At 74.7% G+C, this 26,298-nt stretch carries 25 protein-coding genes; 19 read left to right on the plus strand and 6 right to left on the minus strand.

The window, feature by feature from the left end; translation table 11 throughout:
* Positions 1-146: 146 nt before the first annotated feature.
* The 3 genes from ACFC1F_RS25290 (at position 147) to ACFC1F_RS25300 (ending at position 2,096) form a co-directional block, all read left to right on the plus strand.
* Positions 147-722 (plus strand): NADPH-dependent FMN reductase, encoded by a 576-nt coding sequence (locus tag ACFC1F_RS25290; protein ID WP_148640682.1) that lies wholly within the window; start codon positions 147-149, stop codon positions 720-722.
* 75 nt (positions 723-797) lie between these two features.
* Positions 798-1,622, plus strand: a complete 825-nt coding sequence (locus tag ACFC1F_RS25295; RefSeq protein WP_376161516.1) for an MBL fold metallo-hydrolase — start codon at positions 798-800, stop codon at positions 1,620-1,622.
* 33 nt (positions 1,623-1,655) lie between these two features.
* A complete protein-coding gene (locus ACFC1F_RS25300) occupies positions 1,656-2,096 on the plus strand; it encodes a nuclear transport factor 2 family protein (protein WP_376161518.1) in 441 nt (146 codons plus the stop codon).
* 195 nt (positions 2,097-2,291) lie between these two features.
* Here ACFC1F_RS25300 and ACFC1F_RS25305 read toward each other — a convergent pair whose 3' ends face one another.
* Positions 2,292-3,158 (minus strand): GNAT family N-acetyltransferase, encoded by an 867-nt coding sequence (locus ACFC1F_RS25305; protein ID WP_376161520.1) that lies wholly within the window; start codon positions 3,156-3,158, stop codon positions 2,292-2,294.
* Positions 3,159-4,055: 897 nt separating this feature from the next.
* Between ACFC1F_RS25305 and ACFC1F_RS25310 the strand changes: the two genes are divergently transcribed.
* The 3 genes from ACFC1F_RS25310 (at position 4,056) to ACFC1F_RS25320 (ending at position 7,652) form a co-directional block, all read left to right on the plus strand.
* Positions 4,056-5,168 (plus strand): glycosyltransferase, encoded by a 1,113-nt coding sequence (locus tag ACFC1F_RS25310; protein WP_376161521.1) that lies wholly within the window; start codon positions 4,056-4,058, stop codon positions 5,166-5,168.
* Positions 5,169-5,254: 86 nt separating this feature from the next.
* The gene (locus ACFC1F_RS25315) at positions 5,255-5,602 is read left to right on the plus strand and encodes a hypothetical protein (protein WP_376161523.1); all 348 of its coding nucleotides are present in this window, start codon (positions 5,255-5,257) and stop codon (positions 5,600-5,602) included.
* 556 nt (positions 5,603-6,158) lie between these two features.
* Complete coding sequence (locus ACFC1F_RS25320) at positions 6,159-7,652, plus strand: SDR family oxidoreductase (RefSeq protein ID WP_376161525.1); 1,494 nt, start codon at positions 6,159-6,161, stop codon at positions 7,650-7,652.
* A 242-nt stretch (positions 7,653-7,894) separates the two neighbouring features.
* Here ACFC1F_RS25320 and ACFC1F_RS25325 read toward each other — a convergent pair whose 3' ends face one another.
* Positions 7,895-8,161: a hypothetical protein gene (locus tag ACFC1F_RS25325; RefSeq protein ID WP_376161527.1), complete on the minus strand. Its 267-nt coding sequence runs from the start codon at positions 8,159-8,161 to the stop codon at positions 7,895-7,897.
* Positions 8,162-8,306: 145 nt separating this feature from the next.
* On the opposite strand from ACFC1F_RS25325, the gene ACFC1F_RS25330 reads away from it, so the two are divergent.
* From ACFC1F_RS25330 to ACFC1F_RS25340, 3 genes are all read left to right on the plus strand, one after another.
* Positions 8,307-9,059, plus strand: coding sequence for an ABC transporter ATP-binding protein (locus ACFC1F_RS25330; RefSeq protein WP_376161529.1), 753 nt, complete (start codon positions 8,307-8,309; stop codon positions 9,057-9,059).
* A 191-nt stretch (positions 9,060-9,250) separates the two neighbouring features.
* The gene (locus ACFC1F_RS25335) at positions 9,251-10,642 is read left to right on the plus strand and encodes an FtsX-like permease family protein (RefSeq protein WP_376161558.1); all 1,392 of its coding nucleotides are present in this window, start codon (positions 9,251-9,253) and stop codon (positions 10,640-10,642) included.
* A complete protein-coding gene (locus ACFC1F_RS25340) occupies positions 10,635-11,999 on the plus strand; it encodes a sensor histidine kinase (protein WP_376161531.1) in 1,365 nt (454 codons plus the stop codon). The genes ACFC1F_RS25335 and ACFC1F_RS25340 overlap by 8 nt, the downstream gene beginning before the upstream one ends.
* A 65-nt stretch (positions 12,000-12,064) precedes the next feature.
* Here ACFC1F_RS25340 and ACFC1F_RS25345 read toward each other — a convergent pair whose 3' ends face one another.
* Complete coding sequence (locus ACFC1F_RS25345; protein ID WP_376161533.1) at positions 12,065-12,730, minus strand: response regulator; 666 nt, start codon at positions 12,728-12,730, stop codon at positions 12,065-12,067.
* A 250-nt stretch (positions 12,731-12,980) separates the two neighbouring features.
* Here ACFC1F_RS25345 and ACFC1F_RS25350 point away from each other — a divergent pair, with 250 nt between their 5' ends.
* The gene (locus tag ACFC1F_RS25350) at positions 12,981-13,712 is read left to right on the plus strand and encodes an HAD family hydrolase (protein ID WP_376161535.1); all 732 of its coding nucleotides are present in this window, start codon (positions 12,981-12,983) and stop codon (positions 13,710-13,712) included.
* Between the two features lie 104 nt (positions 13,713-13,816).
* Here ACFC1F_RS25350 and ACFC1F_RS25355 read toward each other — a convergent pair whose 3' ends face one another.
* Together ACFC1F_RS25355 and ACFC1F_RS25360 are read right to left on the minus strand one after the other, a co-directional pair.
* Positions 13,817-14,602: an alpha/beta fold hydrolase gene (locus ACFC1F_RS25355; protein WP_376161537.1), complete on the minus strand. Its 786-nt coding sequence runs from the start codon at positions 14,600-14,602 to the stop codon at positions 13,817-13,819.
* Between the two features lie 148 nt (positions 14,603-14,750).
* Positions 14,751-15,479, minus strand: a complete 729-nt coding sequence (locus ACFC1F_RS25360) for a hypothetical protein (RefSeq protein ID WP_376161539.1) — start codon at positions 15,477-15,479, stop codon at positions 14,751-14,753.
* 383 nt (positions 15,480-15,862) lie between these two features.
* On the opposite strand from ACFC1F_RS25360, the gene ACFC1F_RS25365 reads away from it, so the two are divergent.
* From ACFC1F_RS25365 to ACFC1F_RS25400, 8 genes are all read left to right on the plus strand, one after another.
* Entirely contained in the window at positions 15,863-16,924 is a 1,062-nt protein-coding gene (locus ACFC1F_RS25365) for a phosphatidylinositol-specific phospholipase C domain-containing protein (RefSeq protein ID WP_376161541.1), read from the plus strand.
* Positions 16,925-17,186: 262 nt separating this feature from the next.
* On the plus strand, positions 17,187-18,164 hold the full coding sequence (locus ACFC1F_RS25370; RefSeq protein WP_376161543.1) for a DUF4129 domain-containing protein: 978 nt from the start codon (positions 17,187-17,189) through the stop codon (positions 18,162-18,164).
* Complete coding sequence (locus ACFC1F_RS25375; protein ID WP_376161544.1) at positions 18,161-18,709, plus strand: hypothetical protein; 549 nt, start codon at positions 18,161-18,163, stop codon at positions 18,707-18,709. Before ACFC1F_RS25370 ends, ACFC1F_RS25375 begins: the two co-directional genes overlap by 4 nt.
* Before the next feature lie 151 nt (positions 18,710-18,860).
* Complete coding sequence (locus ACFC1F_RS25380) at positions 18,861-19,928, plus strand: AAA family ATPase (RefSeq protein ID WP_376161546.1); 1,068 nt, start codon at positions 18,861-18,863, stop codon at positions 19,926-19,928.
* Positions 19,925-21,505 carry a DUF58 domain-containing protein gene (locus tag ACFC1F_RS25385; RefSeq protein WP_376161548.1) on the plus strand — a complete coding sequence of 527 codons (1,581 nt, stop codon included), beginning with the start codon at positions 19,925-19,927 and terminating at the stop codon, positions 21,503-21,505. The genes ACFC1F_RS25380 and ACFC1F_RS25385 overlap by 4 nt, the downstream gene beginning before the upstream one ends.
* Positions 21,502-22,044, plus strand: coding sequence for a hypothetical protein (locus ACFC1F_RS25390; protein WP_376161550.1), 543 nt, complete (start codon positions 21,502-21,504; stop codon positions 22,042-22,044). Before ACFC1F_RS25385 ends, ACFC1F_RS25390 begins: the two co-directional genes overlap by 4 nt.
* A 54-nt stretch (positions 22,045-22,098) precedes the next feature.
* Positions 22,099-22,854 carry an alpha/beta fold hydrolase gene (locus ACFC1F_RS25395; RefSeq protein WP_376161552.1) on the plus strand — a complete coding sequence of 252 codons (756 nt, stop codon included), beginning with the start codon at positions 22,099-22,101 and terminating at the stop codon, positions 22,852-22,854.
* A gap of 297 nt (positions 22,855-23,151) precedes the next feature.
* The gene (locus ACFC1F_RS25400; RefSeq protein ID WP_376161560.1) at positions 23,152-24,621 is read left to right on the plus strand and encodes a glutamate synthase subunit beta; all 1,470 of its coding nucleotides are present in this window, start codon (positions 23,152-23,154) and stop codon (positions 24,619-24,621) included.
* Between the two features lie 131 nt (positions 24,622-24,752).
* On the opposite strand, the gene ACFC1F_RS25405 is transcribed toward ACFC1F_RS25400, so the two are convergent.
* A complete protein-coding gene (locus ACFC1F_RS25405; RefSeq protein ID WP_376161554.1) occupies positions 24,753-25,763 on the minus strand; it encodes an NADP-dependent oxidoreductase in 1,011 nt (336 codons plus the stop codon).
* A gap of 277 nt (positions 25,764-26,040) precedes the next feature.
* On the opposite strand from ACFC1F_RS25405, the gene ACFC1F_RS25410 reads away from it, so the two are divergent.
* A partial coding sequence (locus ACFC1F_RS25410) for a DUF1330 domain-containing protein (protein ID WP_376161556.1) occupies positions 26,041-26,298 on the plus strand: 258 nt, incomplete at its 3' end.

Genomic DNA, 26,298 nt, shown 5'->3' on the forward strand with positions numbered 1-26,298 from the left:
TTCAGTTCACTGTCAAGACTGAACCGTTCGGTTGACACGATGAACTGATCGGTTTAGTTTTCTCGGTGTCGAAGCCGCCCGGTTCACCGGACGGTCCGACAACTCCCTTGCCGAACACCGCCTCACGCTTCTCAAGGAGTCCCACCATGGCCACCGCCAAGATCCTCGCCATCTCCGGTTCGCTGCGCTCCGACTCGCACAACACCCGGCTGCTGCACGCCGCCCGGAAGTTCAACCCCGGCGGCCAGGAGATCGAGATCTACGACGGCCTGCGCGACATCCCCGCGTACGACCAGGACCTCGACACCCCCGAGAAGCGGCCGGCCATCGTCAACGACCTGCGCCGCCGCGTCCAGGCCGCCGACGGCCTGCTCATCGCCACGCCGGAGTTCAACTACTCCATCCCCGGCGTCCTCAAGAACGCCCTCGACTGGCTGAGCACCGACTGGACCAAGACCGAGGGCCTGCCGCTGCACCGCAAGCCCACCGCGATCCTGGGCGCCGCCCCGACCAACTTCGGCAGCGTCCGCGCCCAGCTGGCGCTGCGCCAGGTCTTCGTCTGGACCGACAGCGACGTCGTGGTGAAGCCCGAGGTCATCGTCTTCCGCTCGCACGAGCGCTTCGACGGGGAGGGCAACCTCACGGACGAGATCACCATCGGACTGCTCCAGGACCTGCTGAAGGCGCTTCAGACCAAGATCGACGCCGCCGCCGCGCGCTGACCCCCGCCCAGCCTGTCCCGCCCTGCCTTCCAGCCGCCCAGCCGCCCAGCCGCCCTCGTCGAAGGAGCGTCCGCCATGGCCACCACGGTCACCGCGACCACGGTCACGGACAAGCCGGTCACCGCGACCCCGGCCACCGCCACACCGGTCACCGTCACCTACCTCGGCACCGCCACCGTCCTGCTGCGGATCGGCGACCTGACGATCCTCACCGACCCGGCCCTCGACCAGGAACCCGGCGAGTACCCCGCCGCCCGCCCGCTGCGCCGCACCGCCGGGGCGGCGTTCGGCCCCGGGCAGCTGCCGCCCGTCGACCTGGTCCTGCTCTCCCACGACCAGCACGCCGACAACCTCGACCGCGCAGGCCGGGAGGTGGCCGCGCGGGCGGGTGCGGTGCTCACCACCCCGGAGGCCGCCGCCCGGCTGGGCGGCAGGGCGACCGGCCTCGGCCCCTGGGAGAGCGTCAGGACGACCGTCGGCGCGACCACCGTCACGGTGACCGCGACCCCGGCCCGGCACGGCCCGGCCGGCACCGAGTCGGTCACCGGCCCGGTCACCGGGTTCGTGGTGGAGTACGAGGGCGGCACGCTCTACTTCTCGGGCGACACCACCCGTCATGCCGCGCTGGACGAGATCGCCGAACGCTTCGCCGTCGACACGGCCTTCCTGCACCTCGGCGACGCGCACTTCCCGAGCACCGGGGAGCTCGCCTTCTCGCTGAGCGCGGCCGAGGGCGCCGAACTGGCCCGCACGCTCGGCGCCCGCCAGGTGGTCCCGCTGCACTTCGAGTCGTGGGAGCACTTCGTCGAGGACCCGGCCCGCATCACCGAGGCCTTCGCCGCCCCCGACCTGGTCGGCCGCCTCCGCCGGCTGCCGCCGGGCACTCCCGAAACCCTCTGACCGCCCCGCACGCCCTCCCACCACGGAGTCCCCATGTCATCCGCACGCCCCCTGCTCCCTCCGTTCACCGCGGAGACCGCCGCCGCCAAGGTCCAGGCGGCCGAGGACGCCTGGAACACCCGCGACCCGCAGCGCGTGGCCCTCGCCTACACACCCGACTCGGTCTGGCGCAACCGCGACCGGTTCGTCAACGGGCGCGAGGAGATCACCGCGTTCCTCACCGACAAGTGGGCCAGGGAGCACGAGTACGCGCTGCGCAAGCAGCTCTGGTCCTTCACCGGCGACCGCATCGCCGTCCGCTTCCAGTACGAGTGGCACGACGACGAGGGCCAGTGGTGGCGCAGCCACGGCAACGAACTGTGGGAGTTCGCCCCCGACGGCCTGATGCGGCGGCGCGAGGCGAGCATCAACGACGTCCCCATCACCGAGGCCGAGCGCACCATCCACGGGCCGCGCGGGGACGACGAGCGCTGACCCCCGGCGACCGCCGGGCGCGCACGGGTGCGCTCCCACGGCGGCAGCCCGGCGGGCCTGGTCACGATGGCGCCGCCACCGTCAACACCACGCCCGCACCTGTCACTACCAGCGACGAGCCACCCGCACCGGATGAGGCTGCTGGCGGCTCGCTCGGCGGACCCCCGGGATCGCAGGGCCAGGGCTGTATCAGCGTCAGGCCTTGCGGATCCGGTCGCCGATCTCCGGCCTCGCCTCGAACCCCGCCGCCTTGTACGTGGCGACGCCACCGACGTTGGAGCTCGGTGTGCACACACGAACGCTCGACGAGCCCATCTCCCGGAGCGCGGCCGCCCCGGCGACGGTGATTGCCCGGCCGTACCCGCGACCGCGGTGGTCCTCGTGGACGCCCATCGGCTCGACCAGTCCCGGCTTCCCCGGGCCGGCCGACCAGACCGTCACCACCGCCACCGGGCTGCCCTGGTCGTCGTAGGCGCCCAGGCAGCGGGCGTCGGCATAGAACGGCCCCGCCGACATCGCATGCCAGTACTCGCGGGTAGGCCGCGAGGTGTTGAACGCCGACCGCAGAACGTCGGCGAAGTCCTGCGCCTGCTCCGGACCGATCGTCTTGATCCGCACGCCTGGGTCCTCCACCGCTTCTGCGAGGTCGCGGAAGAGCGGCGTCCACGGCTCGTCGACGCCCCAGCCCTCCTCGGCCAGCAGGTCGTGAAGCAGCAGGCCCAGCGGCGCCTCGATGTACACCGCTCCTTCCGGCAGTACGCCGCGCTCAGGCAGCGAAAAGTCCTCGACAAGCCGCCGCGCCAAGTCCTCGTCCTGGAAGGCGTCGGGAGCGACCGTCATCCGCAACAGCGTCGGCGAGTCCAGCAGCCCGACGGCGAGGATCCGTCCGCTCCGGCTCCAGGTCCGAACCACCGCGGCCGTCTCAGCCGTTCCGAACCGATGGTTCCAGCCGATGTCCCCCGGATGCAGCTGCATCGGCGCTCCGTCGTACTGCCACTCGCGCAGCGCGCCCATGGCCTCGCACACCCCGCCTGAAGTCGGCGTTCCCAGCACAATGGTCATAGCCGGGATCTGACACTCCCTTCCGGAGGTCTGCAACCTATTAACCGCTCACAGGTAGGTCTCCTGGTGCGGCGCAACCGAGCTTCGTCTCTCCGGCCACCCCGCTCGTACCAACAACGAACTACGGCGGCCGTATTAGGACCGCGTCCGGTCCGTCCATCGGCGCCGATGCCGCGGACCGGGTTGAGGCTGCGCCTCCCGATGACGGATCCGCGAAGCGGAGCCCCGCCGTGTAGCTCGCGGGCGTCGTGTCGTAGCGCGTGGTCAGGCCGCCCTGTCACGCCACGTCAGGACCTTGGCGATGCAACACTCCATCGTGTGGCGCTCCTTGTGCTGCCCGGCGTCGCGGCTCACCGGCCGGCCGCCGTTCCTTCCACGCTGCCTGCGGTTCGCGGTCTGTCGCGGGCGGCGACGTGAAGTTCCGGAGCGGACTTGCCCTTTGGGCGTCGGAGTGGAATGAGGATGCCGATGCCCGTGCCGATGCAGCCCTCGTCCGCGAGGGTGGGCAGGCCGTCGGTCGCCTGTCCAGGAAGGGAAGGGCGTGGACGCGAGTGGCTCGGATGGAACTGGAGTTTCCCCCGAACACCTTGTGCTTCTGGCCGAACGACAGGCCGTCGTCGCTCTCTCGGCCACCCGCGAGGCGGTCCGACTCGATCGGCGTGCCGTCGAGGATCCCCTGCGTCCGCCGTCGCGCTGACATTGACTCAGGACGACTTTGCCACCCGGGTGTTGGCCGCTCACCTGCCGCTCTGACGCGAGCCGTGGAACGTTATATCCGATGGAACAGGATTCGAGGTGATGAAAAGTGCCGTTCTTGTGCTTTCAGCCCAGGAATGAATTCTCCATGTGGCTGATACGTTTTCGCACCAACGAACTCCAGTACGAGGGAGCACTGCTGTGCGTATTCTTTTCGCCGCCCCCGCCTCGGTCGGCCACATATTCCCGCTGGTGCCGGCTGCGCAGGCCCTGCGGGCGGCCGGCCACGACGTCCTGTTCGCGGGGCAGACCCCGATCGAGCAGCTCCGGAGCACCGGGCTGCCCGCCGTCGACGTGGGCGACGGGACGGACGTCCGCGCAGCCTTCGCCCGGGTCCTCCCGGACGTCAACTTCGCGGACGACGAGCGGCCGGACGACGAGACGATGGCGCTGGCCGCGCGGGGGTTCGCCGAGCACGGCCGGGTGACCATCGACGGACTGCTGGCCGTGGCGGCCGGTTGGCGGCCGGACGTCCTGGTGCACGCCCCGTTCCAGCCGGCCGCACCGCTGGTGGCCGCCAAGCTCGGCATCCCCGCGGTGGTGCACAACTTCGGTGTGTCGACCGGCGGGATGCCCGGTCTCCTGGCGGGTCTGCTCGCGGACGAGTACCGGGCGCACGGCCTGGAGGGCCCCGCCGAGTCCACCGTCCTGGACGTCGTTCCGGCCTCGCTCGGCGGGGACGGCGGTGGCTGGCGCGTCCAGTACGTGCCGTTCAACGGTGGCGGGACGGTCCCGGCGGACCTGGTCGGGCGCGGCACGCGGCGGCGGATCGCGGTGACGCTGGGCACCGTGGTCACGGAGTGGGAGGGGGTCGCACCCGTCAAGCGCCTGCTGGAGCAGGCGGGCGGCCTCGACGCGGAGATCCTGCTCGCGGTCGGCGACACGGACCTGGCGCCGCTGGGCGAGCTGCCGGCCAACGTCCGGCCGCTGCCGTGGGTGCCCCTCGCCCAACTGCTGGACGCCTGTGACGCGGTGGTGCACCACGGTGGCTCCGGCACCATGATGACCGCTGCCGCACTGGGCGTTCCGCAGCTGATCCTTCCTCAGGGAGCGGACCACTTCATCAACGTCGCCGCCGCTGAGGCGTACGGCTTCGCACTGCGGTCGGCGGCGGACACCGTGGACGCGGGCCTGCTCGACCGGTTGCTCACCGACGAGGCGCTGCGGAAGTCGGCGGGCGCCATGCGGGCGGAGAACGCGGCCATGCCGTCCCCGGCGGAGCTCGTCGCGAGCTTCGAGTCGCTGCTCGCCTGATCTGCCGGCTGCAGGGCCTCACGCGGTGCTTCCTCGGCACGTGGGCGACGGCACGTGACGAGGGCGCGTGACGAGCGTTCAGCCGCGTGAGGTGCCGCAGGCCCGCCCGCCGGGAGCCCGCGCCGGGCGGGCGGGAGAACCCGGCCCCGGGTGAGAGCGTCGCGCTCAACCCCGGCCAGGTCACGGCCGCCTGCGGTTCGGAGCGGGACGCCCTGTTCGAACGGGAGTCGGCGCCCGGCTGTCAGGCGTACTCCGCGAACATGGCCTGGCTCGCGCTCAACGGCGAGCCTGCGGCGGCCGTGCTCGGCGGCGCCGACCTGACGGAGAGGACGGTCGCCGCCGGGTACGGGTGCGGGTACGGGGTACATGCGCGGATGCGGTCGGCTGTTCCGGGCGTACGAGCTGGTGTGCCGGGTGGGCTCGGTGGATCGTGACGCAGCCGGGTCATCCTGTGGACGGCACCCACCCGCGTGGATGTTCAACGGAGTGTCGTGACCGAATCCGGTCAACGGTGCAGGGAATTTCCGCATCACCGCCGTGACGTCGACGGCCTGTGGCAGGGATTGGTCTCCCGCCCCGGAAAGGGCCTACCTGAGGGTGGGCGCCGGTTCGATGGCAACGGCTCATCGCTCCAGGCGTCAGCGCCGTGGAAAGGCCGTCGGCGCATACCCGTCGAAAGCTTTGCGTGGTGACCATCGCGTCCTCGACAGTGCGATGTCTCGGTCACCACCAGCCCTGGGCGCGAAGCCGTACAGGTGACCGTGACGCGGCGGGGAGCGGCGGAGGCGGTCGATCGGCGAGCAGCCACCGGTCCGAGCCGGCCACCGGTCCGAGCCGGCCACCGGCCCGGAGCCGGCCACCGGCCCGCGGCGGCCGCCGGGTCCGTCCGGTCGCCGGCTCCGGACGATGCGCGAGATCCTGGGATCACACCGAGCACCCCGGAACCGAGCAGCGCCCGCCGGCCTGTGACCACCGGGCGAAGGAGCGGGCATGACCCACCAGCCTCCCACCGCGCAGCGCTGCCTGGTCACCGGCGCCACCGGATACATCGGCGGCCGCCTCGTCCCCGAGCTGCTCGCCGCCGGTCACCCGGTGCGCTGCCTGGTCCGCGACCCCGGCCGGCTGCGCGACCAGCCGTGGCGGGCACAGGTCGAGACCGTCACCGGCGACGTCACCCGCCCCGACACGCTCCCCGCCGCCCTCGAAGGAGTGGACGTCGCCTACTACCTCGTCCACTCGCTGGGCACCGGATCCGGCTTCGAGGAGACCGACCGCGAGGCCGCCCGCGCCTTCGGCGAGGCTGCCGCCGCGGCCGGCGTGTCCCGCATCGTCTACCTGGGCGGGCTGATCCCCGGCGACGTGCCCGAGCAGCAGCTCTCGCCCCACCTGCGCTCGCGCGCCGAGGTCGGCCGCACGCTGCGGCGCAGCGGCGTGCCCACCGCCGAGCTGCGCGCCGCGGTGATCATCGGATCCGGCAGCGCGTCGTTCGAGATGCTGCGCTACCTCACCGAGCGACTGCCGGTGATGGTCACCCCGAGCTGGGTGGGGACCAGGATCCAGCCGATCGCCGTCCGGGACGTGCTCCGCTACCTGGTCGGCGCCGCCGGGCTGCCGCCGGAGGTGAACCGGGTCTTCGACCTCGGCGGGCCCGACGTCCTCACCTACCGGGGCATGATGCAGCGCTACGCCCGGACCGCCGGGCTGCGCCGCCGCGTCATCGTCGCGGTGCCGGTGCTCACCCCGCGGCTGTCCAGCCACTGGGTGGGCCTGGTCACCCCGGTGCCGAACGCCATCGCCCGGCCGCTGGTCGAGTCGCTGCGGTACCGGGTGGTGTGCGGCGAGCACGACATCGCCCGGTGGGTGCCCGACCCGCCGGGCGGACTGATCGGTTTCGACCGGGCCGTGGAACTCGCCCTGCGCCGGATCCGCGATGCCGAGGTGGTCACCCGCTGGTCCTCGGCCTCCCTGCCCGGCGCGCCCAGTGACCCTCTGCCCACGGACCCCGACTGGGCGGGCGGCAGCCTCTACGAGGACGTCCGGGAGCGTTCCGTGCAGGCCTCCCCGCGCGCCGTCTGGCAGGTCGTGGAGGGCATCGGGGGCGACAACGGCTGGTACTCCTTCCCGCTCGCCTGGGCGCTGCGCGGCTGGCTGGACCGCCTGGTCGGCGGCGTCGGCCTGCGCCGTGGGCGGCGGGACCCGGGACGGCTGCGGGTCGGGGACTCGCTGGACTTCTGGCGCGTCGAGGAGATCGAGCCGGGACGGCTGCTGCGGCTGCGGGCCGAGATGCGGCTGCCGGGCCTGGCCTGGCTGGAGCTGTCGGTCACCCCGGACGGCGACGGCGCCGCCTGCTACCGCCAACGGGCGCTGTTCCACCCGCACGGTCTGGCCGGACACGCCTACTGGTGGTCCGTCGCGCCGTTCCACAGCGTGGTCTTCGGCGGCATGGCCCGCAACATCACCGAGCGGGCCCGCGCGACGGACTGACGACGCGCGGCGCCGGAGCGGTCACCGCGGTGGTCCCCCAGGGCCCGCCTCCGGTCACCCGGGGCGCGGTGGTCCGCGTAGCCCGTCCGCGCGGTGGGGCTCGGACGGTGGGCCCGGGGCCTCTGCGGATGACCCGCCGCGGTCGTCGGCCCCGGAAGCCCGGGGCAGCCCAGCCCCAGCAGCCCCGGCAGCCCCCGGCATCATCGGTTTCCCGTAGGCGTACGACCCGACCGTGACGGGCGTCAGACCGTCCGGCGCCTCCTCAGTTCGGCGAGCCAGTCACGGAGCTGGCCGTTGTCATGCAGGTAGGCGGCGTGCCGGCCTGCAGGCAGGTCGATTCCGTGCAGGAGTCCGAGCGCCCACCAGGAGATGTCGTCCCATTCGAGCTCGTCGTCGGCCACCCATCGCGCGGCCCAGCGGTCGGCCTCGTCCCGGGACAGACGGCCCTCGACGAGCGCGACGAAGCATTCCTCGATCTCGTCGAGAGTCGGCCGGCGGCTGGGATCCATGGTCCCGACCGTACACGCAGGGCAGACGTCGGTTGATGTGGCGCGGGACAACCCGGCACGCCTCGGGAGGGGTTCGGAAAACCGAACCGCCGATCCGGGGGCGGGCACGATCGATCGTCGCGCCCGGCCCGGCCAGCATGGAGTCATGGCTGAAACGAGAACGACAGTGATGGCGGAACCCGCCGCCCGTGCGGACGACCTGCACCGGCAGTACGGGCGGGGCGGCGCCGCCGTTCAGGCGCTGCGCGGGGTGTCGGTGGCGTTCGAACACGGGACCTTCACCGCCGTGATGGGGCCTTCGGGCTCCGGCAAGACCACCCTGCTGCACTGCCTCGCCGGCATGGACCGCCCCACCGGTGGCACCGTCCGCTGGGGTTCGACGGAGGTGTCCCGGCTGTCCGAACGCAGGCTGGCCGAACTGCGGCGCAGCCGGGTGGGGTTCGTCTTCCAGGCGTTCAACCTGATGCCCGCGATGACCGTCGCACAGAACGTCGAGCTCCCCGGCCGCCTGGCCGGTGCCCGCCCGGACCGCGCGGCCGTCCGGGAGGCGCTCGCCCGGGTCGGCCTGGCCGGCCGCGAACGGCACCGGCCGGGGGAGCTCTCCGGCGGCCAGCAGCAGCGCGTCGCGATCGCCCGTGCCCTGGTCACCCGCCCCGACGTGATCTTCGCCGACGAACCCACCGGCGCGCTCGACCGCTCCACCGGCCACGAGATCCTCGCCCTGCTGCGAACCGGTGTGGACCGGGACGGGCAGACCTGTGTGATGGTCACCCACGATCCGGTGGCGGCCGGGTACGCGGACCGCGTCCTGCTGCTCGCCGACGGGCTGCTGGTCGACGAACTGGTGCGGCCGACGGCGGCGCTGGTCGCCGAGCGGCTGAGCCGGCTGGGCGGGTGACCACGATGACGTCTCCACACCTGCACCCCGCCCCGGGCCCGCAGACCGCTTCCGTCCCGGGCCCGCAGTCCGCCCCCGCCCCGCAGTCCGCCCCTGGCCGGGGCTCCGGCCCTGGCCGGGGCTCCGGCCCTGGCCGGGGCTCCGCCCCTGGCTCCGGCTCCGACCTCGGCTTCCGCGCCGCCGGCCGTCCGGTGCCCGCGCTCGTGCTCGGGCAGCTCCGCCGACGACCCGCCGCGTTCGCGGGGCTGGCCGTGGCGCTCTTCCTCGCCGTCGCCACGGTGACCCTCTTCGGCTCGCTGTTCGCCGCCGAGGTCACCGCGCCCGCCGCAGTGCGCAAGGCGCCCGCCGGGCCGGGGCTGATGGTGATCGCGGGCGCGTTCGGCGAGATCGCCGTACTGGTGGCCTTCTTCGTGGTGGTCAACGCGCTCGGCTTCGCGCTGCGCCAGCAGCACCGGGAGCTGGCACTGCTGCGGACCGTCGCCGCCACGCCCCGGCAGGTCCGCCGGCTGGTGCGCGGCCAGGTGGTCGCGACCACGCTGCTGGCGGCCGGGCCCGGCTGGGCGGTCGGCGCGTTCGCCGCGCGCCGCTTCCTCGCCGCCCTCCAGGAGCGCGGGATGGCCGCGCCCACCGTCCGGGTCCCGGGCACACCGCTGCCGATGCTGGTGGCGCTCGCCGCCGCGCTGCTGGTCGGCCTGGTGGCGACCGCCGTCGCGGCCCGGCGGATCACCCGGATCCCGCCGGCCGCCGCGCTCACCGCCGGTTCTACCGGGCACGGCCGGACCGGCGTCGTGCGGCTGCTGGCCGGCGCCGGAGCCCTGACCGGCGGCGCGCTGCTGCTGCGGCTCGCGGCCACCCGGCCGGCCGACCAGCTCGACAAGGCCGGACAGGCGGCCATGCTCGCCTCGCTGGTGCTGCTGGCCGCCGTCGCCCTGCTGGGACCGCTCGCGGCCCGGGTACTGGCCACCGCGCTGGGTGCGCCGGTGCGGTGGGCGGCCCCCCGCTCGGGCTGGCTGGCCGACGCCAACCTGCGCGGCTACGCGCACCGGCTCTCGGCCGCCGTGGTGCCGGTTGCGCTCCTGACCGGGGTGTCGGGCACGATGTCGATCATGACAAGCATCGCCGAGCAAGCGGTGGCCCGCGCCCTCCCCGGGTCCGCCGCCACCGTGACGTCCGTGACCTCCGCGACCGACGTCTGGTTGCGCCAGGCGGAGTTGGCCATGCTGGTCTGCTTCGCCGCCGTCTCCACCGTCAACACCCTGGTCGCCCTGACCGCCGACCGCCGCCGCGAGTTCGCACTGCTCCGGCTGGTCGGCGCCACCCGGCGCCAGCTGCTGCGGATGCTCACCGCCGAGGCGGTGCTCACCACGGCGGTGGGCGTGCTGCTGGGCGCGGCGATCGCCGCCGTCGCCTCGGCCGCCTTCAGCACGGCCGTCACCGGATCCGCCGCGCCGGCCGTCCCGGTGGCCGCCTGCGGCTGGATCGTGGCCGGTGCGGCCGCGCTGACCGTACCCGGCATCCTGGGCACCGGCCTGCGCGCCATCACCGGCCCGGCCGCCGAGCTGGCCGGCGGCGAGCGTGGCTGACCGGGCCCGTGACGCGTCGCGGCGGCCCGCCGGGGTACGGCCGCCCACCGGGGTACGGCTGTCCCCGGGAACCAAGCCGCCCTCCGGGGTACGGCCGCCCTCCGGGGTACGGCGGTACTTCGCCGTCCGCGGCGGCGAACTGCTCTTCGCCGTCGCGGGCATGCCGGCCGCCGTCCTCGGCGGCGCCTACGCGCTCGCCGTCCTCTACGCCGGGACGCTGTTCTCGCTCACCGTCCTCGGCCTCCCGTTCGTGGTCGCCGCGCTGGCCGGCGCGCGCGGCCTCGGCGGGCTCCACCGCCGACTGGTGGGCCGGCTGCTGGGGGAGCACGTCGAACCCCCACTCCCGGCACCGAGGCCGGACGGCGCGTTCGCCCGCGGCCGCGCCGTCCTGGCGGACCCGGTCGCCTGGCGGTCGCTGCTCTACCTGCTGATCCGCCTGCCGCTCGGACTGCTCGGCTTCGCCGCCGCCGTCGTCCTGCCGCTCGGCTGCGGCTGGCTGCTCGGGTTCCCGCTCTGGGTACGGCTGCTGGAGCCGGGTGAGCGGCCCGCCGGCCGGCTGGACGCGGTCGCCGTCCTGCTCGGCCTCGCCGTCCTGGCCGCCGCCCCGCCCGCCAACCGTGCACTCGGCGCGGCCAACCGGAACCTCGCCCGGCTGCTGCTCGGCCCGGCCCGCGCCCAACAGCGCGTGCGCGCCCTCGAATCCGCCCGCGCGACGCTCCTCGCCGACAACACCGACCGGCTGCGCCGCCTGGAACGCGACCTGCACGACGGCACCCAGGCCCAGTTGGTCGCGCTCGCCATCACCCTGTCGCTGGCCGACGACGCACTCGACCCCGGCGCCGCCCCCGGGAGCCCGGACCTCGCCCGCCTGCGCGCCCTGGTCGACCGCGCCCGCGGCCAGACCGACGACACCATCACCGGACTGCGCCGGGTCACCCGGGGCATCCACCCGGTGGCGCTGGACGGCGGCCTCGGGGAGGCCCTGCCCGGGCTGGCCGGCACCTCACCCGTCCCGGTCGCCGTCCGCGTCGACCTGCGCGAGCGGCCGGACCCGGCGATCGAACAGGCCGTCTACTTCTGCGCGGCCGAGCTGCTCACCAACCTCGCCAAGCACAGCGGCGCGCGGACGGCGGAGCTGTCGGCGACGGCGGCCGACGGCCGGGTCCGGATCACGGTGCGCGACGACGGCCGCGGCGGGGCGGTGATCGGGGGGCCGGCCCCCGGCGTGGGCGCGTCCGGCGGGACCGGCCTGGCCGGGCTGACCGAGCGGCTCGCCGCCGTGGACGGCGTGCTGCGGCTGGAGAGCCCGGTCGGCGGGCCCACCGTCGTCACCGTCGAACTGCCGAGCCGAATCTGACGGATCGTCAATCAAACTCTCAATCCGATCGTCAACCGATCGTCAACCGATCGTCAACCAGACCCTCAACCGGACGTCTCGGAGAGGTAGGTGAGCACCGCCTTCACCCGGCGGTTGTCCGTCTCCGTGGCCGGTAGGTCGAACTTGGTGAACACGGCGGCGACGTGCTTCTCCACCGCCCGCTCCGACACCACCAGCCGCGCCGCGATCGAGCGGTTGGAGTGCCCCTGAGCCATCAGCTCCAGCACCTCCCGCTCGCGCGGCGTCAGCCCGTCCACCCGGCCGCGCCGGCCGCCCTGCATCAGCCGGGTCACGACCTCCGGGTCCAGCGCCGTCCCGCCGTCCGCGACCCGGTGCAGCGCGTCCACGAACTCCGACGTCCGGGCCACCCGTTCCTTCAGCAGGTACCCGACTCCCGCCGCACCGCCCGCGAGCAGCCGCGACGCCCAGGCGGTCTCGACGTGCTGCGAGAAGACCAGGATGCCCACCTCGGGTGCGGTCGCCCGGAGTTCGACGGCCGCGCGGATGCCCTCGTCGGTGTGCGTGGGCGGCATCCGGATGTCCACCACTGCGACGTCGGGCCGGTGCCCGGCCACCGCGGCGAGCAGTTCCGGCGCCGTCCCGGTCGCGGCCACCACCTCGCACCCCCGGGCCGCGAGCAGCTCGACCATCCCCTCCCGCAGGATGACGGAGTCCTCGGCCAGTACCACCCGCAGCTGCCTGTCGATCATGAGGCCATTATCAACGAGGACCCGGACGGGCCCGTCCCTTCCGGCACTTCGGCGGGGGAGCGGCACTCCCGGACGGTAAGCGGGCAGCCGGGCAACCGGGCGGCGGGGCCGCGGACGGAGGACGACGGGCCGGAGAAGAGGGCCGGAGAAGACGGAAGCGGTGCGGCGTCGCGCTCGGGCAGCCGTCCCCGCGGAGGCTCGCGAGGGCTGGCCCTGGTGCCGGGAAGAGGCGTCAGGAGAGGATCACCCCATGGCAGATGTGATCTTCTTCGATCTGGACGGCACCCTGGTCGACCACCGAGGCGCGGTCTTCGAAACGATCGGCCGGATCGTCCGGGACGCGCCCGACGCGACGGCTCCACCGGAGGAGCTGGCGGCGTTGTGGTGGACGCTGGAGGCGCGCCACATGCGGGAGTACCTGGCCGGCGGGTGTTCCTTCGCCGAGCACCACCGGCGCAGGCTCCGTTCGTTCCTGCCGGCGCTCGGCGAGCCGGTTCCCGAGGATCCCGGCCTCCTGGACGCCTGGATCGCCGAGCGCTACCTCGCCGTGTTCGAGGAGTCCTGGCGGTGCTACCCCGATGTCCGGCCGTGCCTGGAGGCCCTGAAGCGGCTCGCCCGGGGTCCGCGTCTGGCTGTCCTCACCAACGGGGACCCCGGGCAGCAGCGCGCCAAGCTCGCCCGGTTCGGCCTCCTCGAATACTTCGAAGCCGTGCTGACCCCGACCGAGCTCGGTGCGTCCAAGCCCGCCGCCTACGCCGCCGCCTGCCGGTGGATGCGGACGGACCCCGCGCGGGCGGTCAACGTGGGCGACATGCTGGAGAGCGATGTGAACGCAGCCGCCCTCGCCGGGCTCACCGGCATCTGGCTGGACCGCGGCGTCGACTTCGTCACCGGTGGACCGTCGCCGACGGCGGACGCGACGGTCCGCCGCATCGAACGGCTCACCGACCTCCCCGGCCACCTGCCGCGCACTGATACCTGACCCGCCCTCACGGCCGTCGTGGGCGGGCGGCCGGGGTCGGTGACCGGGGCCGGTGCCCGGAGCCCCAGCACAGGGCCCCAGCACGGGGCCCCGTGCACGGGTTCCTAGCGGGCGAGGAACGGGAGCAGCGCGGCGACGAGTTCGGTGGGCGCGTCCAGGGCGATGAGGTGGGCCGCGGAGGGGAACTCGACCAGGGCGGCGCCGGGGACGGCGTCGGCGTACCGGCGGCTGATGTCCTGGAAGTCGGGGACGTCGAGGCGCCCGATCCCGACCAGGGTGGGGGCGGCGATCGTGGCGACGTCGCCGTCCGTGACGCCCTGGGAGTACGTCCCCACGACGTCCTGGTTCGCCAGTGACGTCCGGACCGGCCCGCGGAGCCGGTCGGCCAGTGCCGGGTCCACCGCGTCCCAGGTGCGGGCCGGTCCGCGCACCCACATGTCCAGGTTCACCTGGACGGCCTCGTCGAGGTTCCCCGCCTCCAGGGCCGCGGTCTCGGCCTCGTCGTAGGCGATCATGTCCGCGGACCAGTGGTATCCCGGCCACGGCGGGGAGAGCAGGACGAGGGAGTGCACCCGGTCCGGGTGGGCGAGCGCGAACTCCACGGCCACGCGGCCGCCCCAGGAGGCGCCGACGAGCCGGACACGCTCGTGGCCGAGGTGGTCCAGGAGACGGCGCAGGTCGTCGGCCTCGCTGAACGGGCCGGTCGGGGGCGCGGATTCACCGAAGCCGCGCAGGTCGTACCGGATGACCGTGTGCCGCTCCGCGAGGGCGGGCACGATCGCGTCCCACATCCGGTGATCGGCGATGCCGGCGTGGACGAGGACCACGGGCGGCCCGTCGCCGGTGACGGTGTGGGAGAGGTGGCCGAGATCGTCGGCGAAGATCATCATCCGGAGATCCTCGCAGGCCGGCGCGGGACCCGCCATCCGGTTTTGACCGCCGCCCCGCCACAGGTTCCTGTGCACCGCGGATGTTCGTCACCGTGTTCCGCCGCCCGGCCGGCGACGTCCCGACGCGGTGTCCGTCGGGAACGACCGGTCAGCGCGACTCCAGATCGGCGCGGTCGACCTGGCCGTTCAAGGGTTCCACCGGGCCGAGCGGGACACAGACGTCCTGCTGGTTGCCGATCCGCTTCGAACAGAGCTGGGCGGCCGAGAGGTCGGCGCCCTCGGGGACGAACTGCCAGACGTACTTGTAGTAGGCCGTGTTGGCGTCCAGTTTGCCGAACCAGTCGGGCACGCTGTTCATGTGGACGCCCTCCCGGACGTCGCCCTCGGGGACGGCCCGAGCCCCGTCGTCGGCGGTGAAGCAGTCCCGGAGCGGGTCGCAGCCCGGGAACTTGACGACGAGGGCCTGGTGGTTCGGGGCGTTGACCGTCCGGTCGGCCGGGTCCGAGGCGACCTTGAGTCGGACCAGCAGCGTGGTCCTTCCGGTGGGGGCGGCGATGCCCGGCAGCGCGGCGCTGGTGTTGGCGCTGACCACCTGGGCGGTGAAACCGGTGTCGACGGTGACCCCGTGGAGCACCTGCCCCCGCGCGGTCGGAACGGTCCGGCCGGGCGCCGTCGGCGGAGGGGGCGGGGCGCTCTCGCTCCGGCCCGGGCCGGGGACGGTGGCGCCGCCGGAGGTGGATCCGGCGGCGGTGGTGCCGCTGCCGGCGGCGTCGCCGGTGGTGGCGGCCGACGGGCCTGCTGTGCTGCCACAGGCCGCGGCGAGCACCGCGACGGTGGCGGCGGCCAGGGATCTGGTCAGCGTACGGCGAAGTGTCATGGCATCCCCCGATGTCAGGTCATGGCCCGCCGCGCCGTGTCGGCGGTCCGGGGGCCCGCACCGGTGGCCCCGGTGTCAGCGCAAGGGTCTACCACACGGAGGTCGCATCCGTCGCCCCCGTCCACTGCTGCGGGTCGGTCAGGAGCGGTCCGGCCGGCAGGTTGTCGAGGGCGCGCCCGCACCGGCGGGGGCTCCGGCCCGCGGCGGGCCGGTCGTCCGGCGGTCGTAGTTGTCCCGTCGGCGTTACGGAGTTGTTGTGCCCGCTTCATGTGAGGGTCGCCCGGGCCGGGCATCGTCCGAGGACGACCGCCGCACGCGTTCCGGGACAACCGCACGCGTTCTGACACGCAGCCACACGCGTTCTGACAAGGGGACAAGCCACCGTGACCGTACGCCGCGCCCTCGCCGGCATCATCGCCACCGGTCTGCTCGCCGCAGCCGCCACCGCCCTCCTGCCGGCCCCGGTGGCCGACGCGAGCGGGCCCGGCGACCTCCCGTTCGGCTCGGCCACCACGGTCGGCATCCACAACACCTACGACCCGGCCGCGTTCGGCCGCCTCGCCCAGGGCCTGGACACCGGCACCGGCATGATCGAGCTGGACGCCTGGACGGACACCGTCACCAAGGAGTGGAAGGTCAGCCACTCCAACCCGCTGGGCAACGCCAACAACTGTGCCGCCGCCGGCACCCCCGCGCAGCTCTACACCGGCGGCACCAACAAGAACCTGGAGACCTGCCTCGACGACGTCCGGATCTGGCTCGGGGCCCACCCCGGGGCCGGCCCGCTGGTGGTCAAGCTGGAGCTGAAGGGCGGCTTCGCCGGCAACCGCGGCATGGGCCCCGCCCAGCTCGACTCGCTGATCGCCGCACACCTCGGCCCCGCCGCCTTCCGCCCCGCCGACCTGCTCGCCAAGCCCGGCGGGGGCTCGTACGCGACCGCCGACGAGGCCGCCCGCGCGGGCAACTGGCCGACCCGCGCGGCGCTCGCCGGGCGGGTGCTGGTGTACGTCATCCCCGGCACCTTCGAGCTGGGCAACCCGTTCGACACCCTGCACACCGACGTCGAGTACGGCCGCCACCTGCGCGACCTCGCCGCGGCCGGCCGGATCGGTGACGCCCAGGTCTTCCCGGCCGTCCTCGGCGCCGCGGCCGGCGACCCGCGCACCCAGTACGCGGAGACGGCCATCCGCCCCTGGTTCGTCGTCTTCGACGGCGACGCCGCCGCGTACACCGGCGGGATCGACACGTCCTGGTACGACAGCCGGCACTACCTGCTGACGATGACCGACGCCCACAACGTCGCCCCCGCGATCAGCGCCACCGACCCGACGGCCGAGCAGGCCCGCGCCCGCGCCGAACAGCTCGCCCGGGCCCACGCGAGCATCGTCTCCAGCGACTGGCGCAAGCTCCCCGCGGTCCAGTCCCTGGTGCTCCCGCGAGGCTGACCACCCGACCCCGCCCTGCCCGCGCGGCCCCACCCCACCCCCGGCGGCCCGGTGAGCCGGCCACGGGCGTCCCGCCGCCGACTCCGCCCGCCCACCTCGTCTCCCCCCTTTCGGGGGGATGACACTGTGACAGTTGGTGTGCGACGCTGCACCCTCGCGCGTGATCATTCACGCGGCGGAGGGACCGGGGGGTGGCCGCATGGGCGGCGAGGAGCCGTCGGGCGGGGCCGGGCGGGCCGGACGAGGGCCGGGTGGGCGGACCATGGTCGTCCTCCTGGTGGGAGCCGGGCTGTTGGCTGCCGCAGCGACGTTGCGCCCGGACGGCGGGCTGCTCGGCACGGCCACGACCGGGTTGGTCGGGCCCGTCGGGATGGTGGTGCTGCTGGCCGTGGGCTGGGCGGTGCTCGTCGGCCGGTTCGCGGTGAGGTTCCGCGAGGAGGTCCGGCATCTGGCCGGACCGACGCCGTGGGCCGAGCGACTGCGGGAGGCTGCCATGGTGCTCCTGCCCGGGGCCGCCGTCGCGGTGCCGTTGCTGCTGTTCGCCTTCCGCCAAGGGCTCCACAGGCCGGCCGAGACGGCGAAGTTGCCCCTGGAGGCACTGCCGAGCTCCTCGCGCCCGCCAACGCCGCCGCCGGTGCCGACGGACCCGAGCTCCGGGGGCCTGCTCAAGGCCCTCGTCGCGGTGGTGATCGGTGGGTTGGTCATCGCGGTGGCGGTCGCCTTCGTGATCCTCCTCGTCCAGGTCTGGCGGCGCCTGCGCATCTCCCGCAACCGGCTGCCCGCGCCGCTGCCCGCCGCCCCCGCGCGGCCCGAGGAGGTACTCGCGGCCGCCGTGGCCACCGGTCGCCGGGCGCTTTCCGGCGATGACGCGCGGGCGGCGGTGATCGCCTGCTACGCCGCGATGGAGGGCTCGTTGGCGGCCTCCGGCACGGCCCGGCGGGCCTGCGACAGCCCGACCGAACTGCTGGAGCGCGCGGTGGCCGACGACCACGTGGACCGCGGTTCCGCGGAGGCGCTCACCGGGCTGTTCCGGGAGGCGCGTTACTCGACCCACCCGATGGGCGACGGCCACGTGCGCCGGGCACAGGACGCGTTGGACGCGATCGCGGCCCACCTCGCGGCCCGGGCACAGGCGCCGTCCGAGCCCGTCCCGGCCGCGGGAACAGCCGCGGGCACGGGCGCAGGTACGGCCGCGGGAACAGCCACAGGCACCACTGGCCCGGCAGGAGGACGCGGATGAACACCGGCCGGAACAGGCGGGGGCGGGACGAGGCCGGCCCGGGTGCGGAACGGGACGCGGTGGCCGAGCCTGGCTCGGTCAAGCACAGTCTGATCGAGCTGATCACGGTGGCCGTCCTGGCGGAGATCCTCTTCGCGCTGGTCGGCGGTGCGCCCGCGGCCGGCGCCGGGGCGGTCCTGCTGGCCGGCGTCGCCCTGGTCGCCGGCCGGTACGTCGCCGGCGCCGGGGTCGGGACGGAGGGCCTGCGGCAGCGCGCACGGTTGATGGAGGCGCACGAGCCCGGGCTCGGCGACTGGCGCTGGACCGTCCGGCACGGGCTCGACCCGCAGGGCGACAGCCAGCCGTTGCGCGGCCGGCTCCAACGGCTGTTCGCGGCACGGCTGTCGGACGCGCACGGCGTCTCGCTGACCGCCGACCGCGACCGGGCCGCCGAGCTGGTCGGCCCCCGGCTCTGGCCCTGGATCGACCCGGAGGCCGCGGCGTCGCCCGAGCCCGTTCCGGCTCCGGTCCTGCTGGCCCTCGTCGACCGGCTCGAATCCCTGTAGCCGAGGAGAACCACCGGCCGTACGCACCGTCCCCCTGCCACCGTTCCGGAGCACCCTCCCCGGACCACCTCCCCGCCCGACCCGCAGCACCGCCCGACCCGCAGCACCGCCCCACGGCACCGACACCTCAGCCAGCCCCTTCAGGAGAGCCATGACCGCCGTTCCCCAGGCCCCCGCCGCCCCGGCCGCCGAGACCGACGCCGCCGTCCCGGTCCCCGCGCTGACGCCGCAGGAGGCCGGCAAGCGCGCCCGCGCGGTGGTCGAGGAGATCGAACGGGCCGTGGTGGGCAAGCCCGAGGCCCTCCGCCTGGTGATGCTCGGCGTGCTGGCCGGCGGCCACGTGCTGATCGAGGACCTGCCCGGGCTCGGCAAGACCCTGTTGGCGCGCTCCTTCGCGACCACCCTCGGCCTGGACTTCCGCCGGATCCAGTTCACCCCCGACCTGCTGCCCTCGGACGTCACCGGCGCGCCGTTCTACGACCGGGGCAGCGGGGAGATGGTCTTCAGGCCCGGCCCGCTCTTCACCCAGCTCCTGCTGGCCGACGAGATCAACCGGACACCGCCGAAGACCCAGGCGGCGCTGCTGGAGGCGATGGCCGAGGGGCAGGTCTCCGTGGACGGTGCCACCCGCCGGCTCCCGCAGCCGTTCGCGGTGATCGCCACCGCCAACCCGATCGAGTACGAGGGCACCTACTCCCTGCCGGAGGCGCAGCTCGACCGCTTCCTCCTCCGGGTGCGGATGGGCTACCTGTCCACCGGGCTGGAGGCGGCGATGCTCCGGGCCCGGCTGGACCGGTCGGTGCCCGAGCCCGTCCTGGAGCCGGTCAGCAGCCCGGCCGAACTCCTCGCCATGCGGGCGGCCGTGGAGCGGGTCGAGGTGGACGACGACCTGGTCGAGTACGTGGTCGCGCTGGTCGATGCGACCCGCCGTGACCAGCAGATCCAGGTCGGTGCCTCGCCCCGCGGCGGGCTCGCGCTGATCCAACTCGCCCGGGCCCGGGCGATGGTGGAGGGCCGCGACTACCTGACGCCGGAGGACGTGAAGGCACTCGCCGTGCCGGCGCTGGCCCACCGCATCACCTTGAAGCCGGAGTTGTGGGTGCGCCAGATCGAGGCGGACGACGTGCTGGCGCGGCTGGTCGCCACCGTCCCGGCGCCGCAGACGCTGCCGCGGGCGGCGGAGACGGGCGCGGACCGCTCGCCGGGCGGCGCCCGGTGAATCCCGCGTCACCGGACGGGCAGCGGGCCCGCCGGCTCGCCGCGCAGAGCGCCGCCGCCGGCCGCCGGCCGGTGCGGCGGCTGGCCGTGGCGCCCGCGGGCAGCGGAGGCCGGCCCTCCACGCCCGCCGCCAAGCCCTTCACGGAGCGGCCCTCCACCGAGCGGCCCTCCACCGAGCCGCCCGCCATCGAGCCGCCCGCAGGAGAGCGGCCCGCCACCGAGCGGTCCCGTGCCCGGAGGGACGGCCAGGTCGCCGACCGGGTCACCGCCCGGCTGCTGGCCCGCAGCGCCCGGGCCACCGTGGCCGGCCTGCCGAGCTCCCCGCCCTCGCCGCACTGGCGGGCCGGTGAGCAGACCCTGCGCCTGCTCACCGTGGCCGCCGTCGCGACCGTCGCCGCCCTTGCCACCGGCCACGCCTGGCTGCTCGCCCTGGCGGCCGGCCCCGCCGTCCTGTTGGCACTGGCGGCCCCGGGTCACGGCAGGCCGACCCGGCTGGCCGCCGAGAGCACCGCCGAACCGCGCCGCTGCTTCGAGGGCGAGCCGGTCGTCGTGCGGATCACCGTGCGGCACGACGGGCGGATCGGCCCGCTCGACCCCACCATCGCCCTCGGTCCCGGAGTTTCCCTGGAGGCGCTCACCGTCGGCGCGGCCGAGGTGGACCTCGTCCTGCGCGCCCGGAGCTGGGGCCGCTGGACCCTGGGCGCCGTCGACCTCGACGTCTACGACGCCGGGGGCCTGACCCGCCGGACGGTGCGCACCGAACTCGGCGAGGTGGACGTCTTCCCGGTGCCGAGCGCCGCCCGGCTCACCCCGATCCCGGTCCGGCTGCCCGAGCGGCTCGGCGAGCACACCACCGTCCAGGAGGGCACCGGCGTCGAGGTGGTCGGCGTGCGCCCGCACGTGCCGGGCGAGCGCCAGCGGCGCATCCACTGGCCGTCGACCACCCGCCGCGACGCCGTCCAGATCAACCAGTTCGCCGCCGAGCGGGCCGCCGACGCGGTCGTCCTGCTGGACACCCTGGCGGACTTCCGGGACGCCGCCACGGGCCTGTCCAGTCTGGACGAGACGCTGCGCGCGGCCGGCGGGCTGACCCGCGCCTACCTGCGCCGGCACGACCGGGTCGGCATGATCGCCGTCGGCGGGAAGCTGCGCTGGCTCGCCGCGGGCACCGGGGACCGGCAGTTCTACCGGATGGTGGAGAGCGTGCTGGAGGTCCGCCAGGACCGCCGCCACCGCGGCACCGACCTCCCGCGGCTCCCGCTGCCCGCCCTGCCCGGCCACGCGCTGGTGTACGCGTTCACCTCGCTCGCCGACCAGCGGATCCTGGAGGTGCTCGGGCAGGTCCGCGACCGCGGCAATCCGCTCGTCGTGGTGGAGATCCCGGCCGGCGAGCCGGCGGTGGAGCCCGGCGACGAGATCGACGCCCTCGCCCTGCGGCTCTGGCACGCCGAGCGCGAGGCGATGCGCTCGGCCCTGCGGGCCAAGGGCGTCCCGGTGGCCCGCTACACCCCAGGGGAGGCGCTCGACCTCGCGCTCGCGCCCCTGCTGCGCCGCCGGATCGGGGGAGGAGTCCGATGAACGTGACACTGCCGCCCTGGGCGGAGCGCGCCGCGCTGCGCGCCACGGGAGCCGCGCTGGCGCTCGCCGCCGCCGGGCCGGTGGACGATCCGGGCGGCGCGGTGGACCGGTTCGGTCCGGCCGCCGCGGTGATCGCCGGCGCCCTCGCCGCCGCGGGCGCCGTGCCGCCGGTGGACCCGCGGCACCGTCCGGTCGGCTGGCCGGCCCGGCTGGCGGCGGGCCGCGCCACGGTGCTGCCCGCCGGGGCGGTGGCGCTCGCCGCGCTGGGCGAGCCGCCGTTCTGGCAGGCCGCGGCGGTGGCCGTGCTGCTGACCGGCTACCTGCTGCTGGTCGACGCCTTCGGCTCGCACCGGCGTACGACCGGGCCGGCGCACGGGGTGGCCGCGGTCGTCGCGTCCCTGCTGGTCCTGCCGGTGGCCTTCGCGCCGACCGGGGCGGGGGAGTGGTCCCGTCCGGTGGCCGTGCTGGGGCTGGTGGCGGCGGCCTGCGGCGTCGGTCTGGCGTTCTGGCCCCACCGCGGGCGACGGGCGCGGGAGTAGTCCGCGGACGGATGGGAAGGTAACCGCCGTCACATCGCCAGAAGGGAGCCGTGGATGACGATCAGTCACCGCACCATCGGGGCCGGCGGACGGAAGGTGCTCGTTCTGCACGACTGGTTCGGAACCGGCGCCGGGTGGGGCCAGTTCCTCGACCACCTGGACCGGGACGCCTTCGGCTACGCCTTCCTCGACTACCGCGGATACGGTGAACGACGGGACGTGGAGGGTGAGTTCACCCTCGCCGAGATCGCCTCGGACGCGCTCGCCCTGGCCGACCAGCTCGGCTGGGGCGAGTTCTCCGTGGTCGGGCACTCGATGGGCGGCAAGGCGGCGCAGCGCGTCCTCGCCGAGGCTCCGCAGCGGGTCCGGAAGCTGGTCGGGGTGACGCCCGTCCCGGCGAGCGCCTTCCCGCTGGAGGGCGGCATGTACGACCTCTTCCACGGGGCGCCCGAGCACGCCGCCAACCGCCGGGCCATCCTCGACCTGGTCACCGGGAACCGTGCCTGCGGCCGCTGGCTGGACGCGATGACGGCCCGCTCGGTGGCCGGCTCCCGCCCGGAGGCCATGGCCGCCTACCTGCGGGACTGGACCACCCAGGACTTCGCGGCGAAGGTGGCCGGCAGCACCCTGCCGGTCAAGGTCTTCGTCGGCGAGCACGACCCGGCGCTGTCGGCCGAGGTGATGCGCGGCACCTGGCTGGCGCACCACCCGCAGGCGGAGCTGGAGGTCCTCACCAACTCCGGCCACTATCCGATGCACGAGGTGCCGGTGGCCTTCGCCACCGCCTTGGAGGCCTTCCTGCGCGACTGACCCGCCCGGGTGGTGCTCCGGGTCCTCCGGGTCGGCGGCCCCCGGTCACCGGCCCGGCAGGGGCCCTCCCCGCCCGCTTCCCCGCATCCCCTCCCGTCGGCTTCCGCGGCCGCTTCCGTGGGCTCCCGCCGCCTCTCCCGTGGGCCCGGTGAGCGTTCCCCCCTCCCGCCGGGCGGTCGGCAGGCGTACGGTGGCCACACGGTGATGCGCCGACCGGGGGCGCGCCCGTCCGGCCCGGTACGGCGGCGTCGCCACCCGCGTTGGCACGCCCTGCCGGAGACCGCGATGGCTGATTCCATGGCCGACCGCATGGCCTTTTTCACCACGCCCCGGCGGCCGCGCGAGCGCCGGGCCCCGCAGGAGCGGCTGGGGGACTGGAACGAGGTCTACCGCGAGGGCGCGCTGCTGCCGGTCGTCAGCACACAGGCGGGCCGCTGCATGGACTGCGGCCTGCCGTTCTGCCACCACGCCTGCCCGTTGGGCAACGTCATCCCCGACTGGAACACGCTGGTCGCCCACCGGGACTGGGGCGCGGCCGCCTCGCGCCTGCTGGCCACCAACAACTTCCCCGAGTTCACCGGCCGGCTCTGCCCGGCCCCCTGCGAGAGCGCCTGCGTGCTGGCGATCGACGGCGAGGCCGTGACGATCAAGAACGTGGAGCTGGCGATCGCGGACCGGGCCTGGGAGGACGGGTACGACCGGCCGCAGCCGCCGGAGCGGATGACCGGTCTGCGGGTGGCCGTGGTCGGTTCGGGCCCGGCCGGCCTGGCCGCGGCCCAGCAGCTGACCCGGGCCGGCCACACCACCACGGTGTACGAGCGGGCCGACCGGATCGGCGGGCTGCTGCGGTACGGCATCCCGCCGTTCCGGCTGGAGAAGCACCGCCTGGACCGGCGGATCGGCCAGATGGCGGCGGAGGGCACCCGGTTCCGCACCCGGGTCGCGGTCGGCCGCGACGTGTCCGCGGACGACCTGCGGGCCCGGCACGACGCGATGGTCGTCGCGATCGGCGCCACGGCCTGCCGCGACCTCCCGGTGGCCGGCCGCCGGCTGCCCGGGGTGTACCAGGCGATCACCTACCTGACCCTGGCCAACCGGGTGGACGAGGGCGACTGCCCGGCCTCCCCGGTGAGCGCCGAGGGCCGCAGTGTGGTGATCGTCGGCGGTGGCGACACCGCCGCCGACTGCCTGGGCACGGCGCTGCGCCAACGTGCCACCGCCGTCACCCAGTTCGACATCAACCCGCGGCCGCCCGACCGCCGCGCACCCGGCCAGCCCTGGCCCGTCCACCCGAAGGTGTACCGGGTGACCACCTCGCACGAGGAGGCCGGCGGTTCGGCCGCCGAGCCGCGGGTGTTCGCGGCAGTGACGGTCGGGTTCGAGGCCGGTGCGGACGGGCGGCTGGCGGCGGTCCGGTTCGCCGAGGCGCGGCCGGGCGACCGCAGCCCCCGGCCCGGGACGGAGCGGACCGTCCCGGCCGAACTGGCGCTGCTGGCCCTCGGCTTCAACGGGCCCGGGCGCCGGAGCGGCCTCGCCCGCCAGCTCGGCCTGGCCGCCGACCGGCAGGGCCGGCTCGTCCGCGACGAGGGCTTCGCCGCCCGGGCGGACGGCGTGTTCGTCGCGGGCGACGCGGGGCGCGGCCAGTCGCTGATCGTCTGGGCGATCGCCGAGGGCCGGGCGGTGGCGGCCGCCGTCGACGGCTACCTGCGCGGCGCTACCGACCTCCCCGCGCCGATCGCACCCTCGGACGGCCCGCTCACCGTCTGAGGTCGTGCCCGCGCACCGCCCGGGGCGGCCCCGCCCGGGGCTGGGGAGGGGCCGGTCGCCGTGCGGGCCGGGCGGGCCGTGCAAACAGGGTGGGCCGGGTGGGCAGGGCGGGCCGGCGCGGGAGGAAGCGGTCAGACCAGTTCGAGGACGAGCTTGCCGGTGTTCTCGCCGCGGAAGAGCATCTGGAGGGTCTGCGGGAAGTCGTCCACGGTGCCCTTGACCACGTGCTCCAGGACCTTGATCCTCCCCGAGCCGATCCAGCCGCCGATCTCCCGGGCCGCCTCGGTGAAGCGCGGCGCGTAGTCGAAGACCACGAAACCCTCCATCCGAGCCCGGCAGACCAGCAGCGACAGGTAGTTGGCCGGTCCCTGCACGCCCTCGGTGGCGTTGTACTGGCTGATGGCACCGCAGATCACCACGCGGGCGTGCATCGCCAGGTTGGCCAGCGCCGCCTCCAGGACCTCGCCGCCGACGTTGTCGAAGTAGACGTCGACACCGTCCGGGGCGTGGGTGCGCAGTGCCTTCCTGACGTCCTCGGTGCGGTAGTCGATCGCGGCGTCGAAGCCCAGTTCGTCGGTCAGCAGCGCGCACTTCTCGGCCCCGCCGGCGATGCCGACGACCCGGCAGCCCTTCGCCTTGGCGATCTGGCCGGCCATCGTGCCCACGGCGCCCGCGGCACCGGAGACCACCACCGTCTCGCCCTCCTTGAGCGCCCCGACGTCCAGCAGCCCGAAGTAGGCCGTCATGCCGGGCATGCCCAGCGCGCCGAGGAAGGTCGACGGTGCGGCGGCGGACGGGTCGACCTTCAGCGTGCCCTTGCCGTCGGAGACCACGTGCTCCTGGACGCCGAAGGTGCCGACGACCAGGTCGCCGATCCGGAAGCCCGGGTGGTTGGACTCGGTCACCTCGACCACCGAGCCGGCCCGCATCACCTCGCCGAGGCCGACGGGCGGCAGGTAGGAGCGCCGGTCGTCGAGCCAGCCGCGCATGGCCGGGTCCAGCGAGATGAAGCGGGTGCGGCCGGCGAACTCGCCCTCGCCGGGCGCCGCGGCGGCCACGGTGACGTGCTCCCAGTCCTCGGGCCCGATCTCGCCCACCGGTCGCCGGGCGAGGCGGATCTGACGGTTCTCTGCGGACAACATGACGGCTCCCCTGTCTGGACGTCGGACGAGGGCGATTCTAAGCAAGCGCTTAGTCGGGGCGCCAGGGGTGGGCGGATGCGGGCGGTCGCGGGCGGTCGCGGAGTACCTATCCCCGACTGATTCCGGTGCGCCGGTGGTGTCGTACGGTCGGAGCCAGGCCGGAACGGTCCGGCCACCGGGACACCAGGCTCCCGGGACCCTCCGGTCCCGAGCGCCGGGGTCCCGCGAGCAGTCGGGTTCCGGGGCGCGAGCCCCGGACGACAAGGGGGAGAAGCACATGACCGCCTACGCGCTGGCGCACGTCCACTCGGTCGAGTTCGGCCCGGACATCGTCGAGTACCTGGAGCGCGTCGACGCCACCCTGGAGCCCTTCGGCGGCCGCTTCCTGGTCCACGGGGGCGAGGTCGAGGCGGTGGAGGGGTCCTGGGGGCCGGACCTGATCGTGATCGAGTTCCCCGACCGCGAGGCGGTGCGCGCCTGGTACGACTCGCCCGCCTACCAGGAGATCCTGGCGCTGCGCACCCGGCACATGGAG

Source organism: Kitasatospora sp. NPDC056181 (genome assembly GCF_042266225.1).
GTDB lineage: Bacteria > Actinomycetota > Actinomycetes > Streptomycetales > Streptomycetaceae > Kitasatospora.

Coding starts and splice junctions, on each gene's coding strand:
- ACFC1F_RS25290 (WP_148640682.1), top strand. CDS start 147: ATGGCCACCGCCAAGATCCTCGCCATCTCCGGTTCGCTGCGCTCCGAC.
- ACFC1F_RS25295 (WP_376161516.1), top strand. CDS start 798: ATGGCCACCACGGTCACCGCGACCACGGTCACGGACAAGCCGGTCACC.
- ACFC1F_RS25300 (WP_376161518.1), top strand. CDS start 1,656: ATGTCATCCGCACGCCCCCTGCTCCCTCCGTTCACCGCGGAGACCGCC.
- ACFC1F_RS25305 (WP_376161520.1), bottom strand. CDS start 3,158: ATGACCATTGTGCTGGGAACGCCGACTTCAGGCGGGGTGTGCGAGGCC.
- ACFC1F_RS25320 (WP_376161525.1), top strand. CDS start 6,159: ATGACCCACCAGCCTCCCACCGCGCAGCGCTGCCTGGTCACCGGCGCC.
- ACFC1F_RS25325 (WP_376161527.1), bottom strand. CDS start 8,161: ATGGATCCCAGCCGCCGGCCGACTCTCGACGAGATCGAGGAATGCTTC.
- ACFC1F_RS25330 (WP_376161529.1), top strand. CDS start 8,307: ATGGCTGAAACGAGAACGACAGTGATGGCGGAACCCGCCGCCCGTGCG.
- ACFC1F_RS25345 (WP_376161533.1), bottom strand. CDS start 12,730: ATGATCGACAGGCAGCTGCGGGTGGTACTGGCCGAGGACTCCGTCATC.
- ACFC1F_RS25350 (WP_376161535.1), top strand. CDS start 12,981: ATGGCAGATGTGATCTTCTTCGATCTGGACGGCACCCTGGTCGACCAC.
- ACFC1F_RS25355 (WP_376161537.1), bottom strand. CDS start 14,602: ATGATGATCTTCGCCGACGATCTCGGCCACCTCTCCCACACCGTCACC.
- ACFC1F_RS25360 (WP_376161539.1), bottom strand. CDS start 15,479: ATGACACTTCGCCGTACGCTGACCAGATCCCTGGCCGCCGCCACCGTC.
- ACFC1F_RS25370 (WP_376161543.1), top strand. CDS start 17,187: ATGGTCGTCCTCCTGGTGGGAGCCGGGCTGTTGGCTGCCGCAGCGACG.
- ACFC1F_RS25375 (WP_376161544.1), top strand. CDS start 18,161: ATGAACACCGGCCGGAACAGGCGGGGGCGGGACGAGGCCGGCCCGGGT.
- ACFC1F_RS25380 (WP_376161546.1), top strand. CDS start 18,861: ATGACCGCCGTTCCCCAGGCCCCCGCCGCCCCGGCCGCCGAGACCGAC.
- ACFC1F_RS25390 (WP_376161550.1), top strand. CDS start 21,502: ATGAACGTGACACTGCCGCCCTGGGCGGAGCGCGCCGCGCTGCGCGCC.
- ACFC1F_RS25395 (WP_376161552.1), top strand. CDS start 22,099: ATGACGATCAGTCACCGCACCATCGGGGCCGGCGGACGGAAGGTGCTC.
- ACFC1F_RS25400 (WP_376161560.1), top strand. CDS start 23,152: ATGGCCGACCGCATGGCCTTTTTCACCACGCCCCGGCGGCCGCGCGAG.
- ACFC1F_RS25405 (WP_376161554.1), bottom strand. CDS start 25,763: ATGTTGTCCGCAGAGAACCGTCAGATCCGCCTCGCCCGGCGACCGGTG.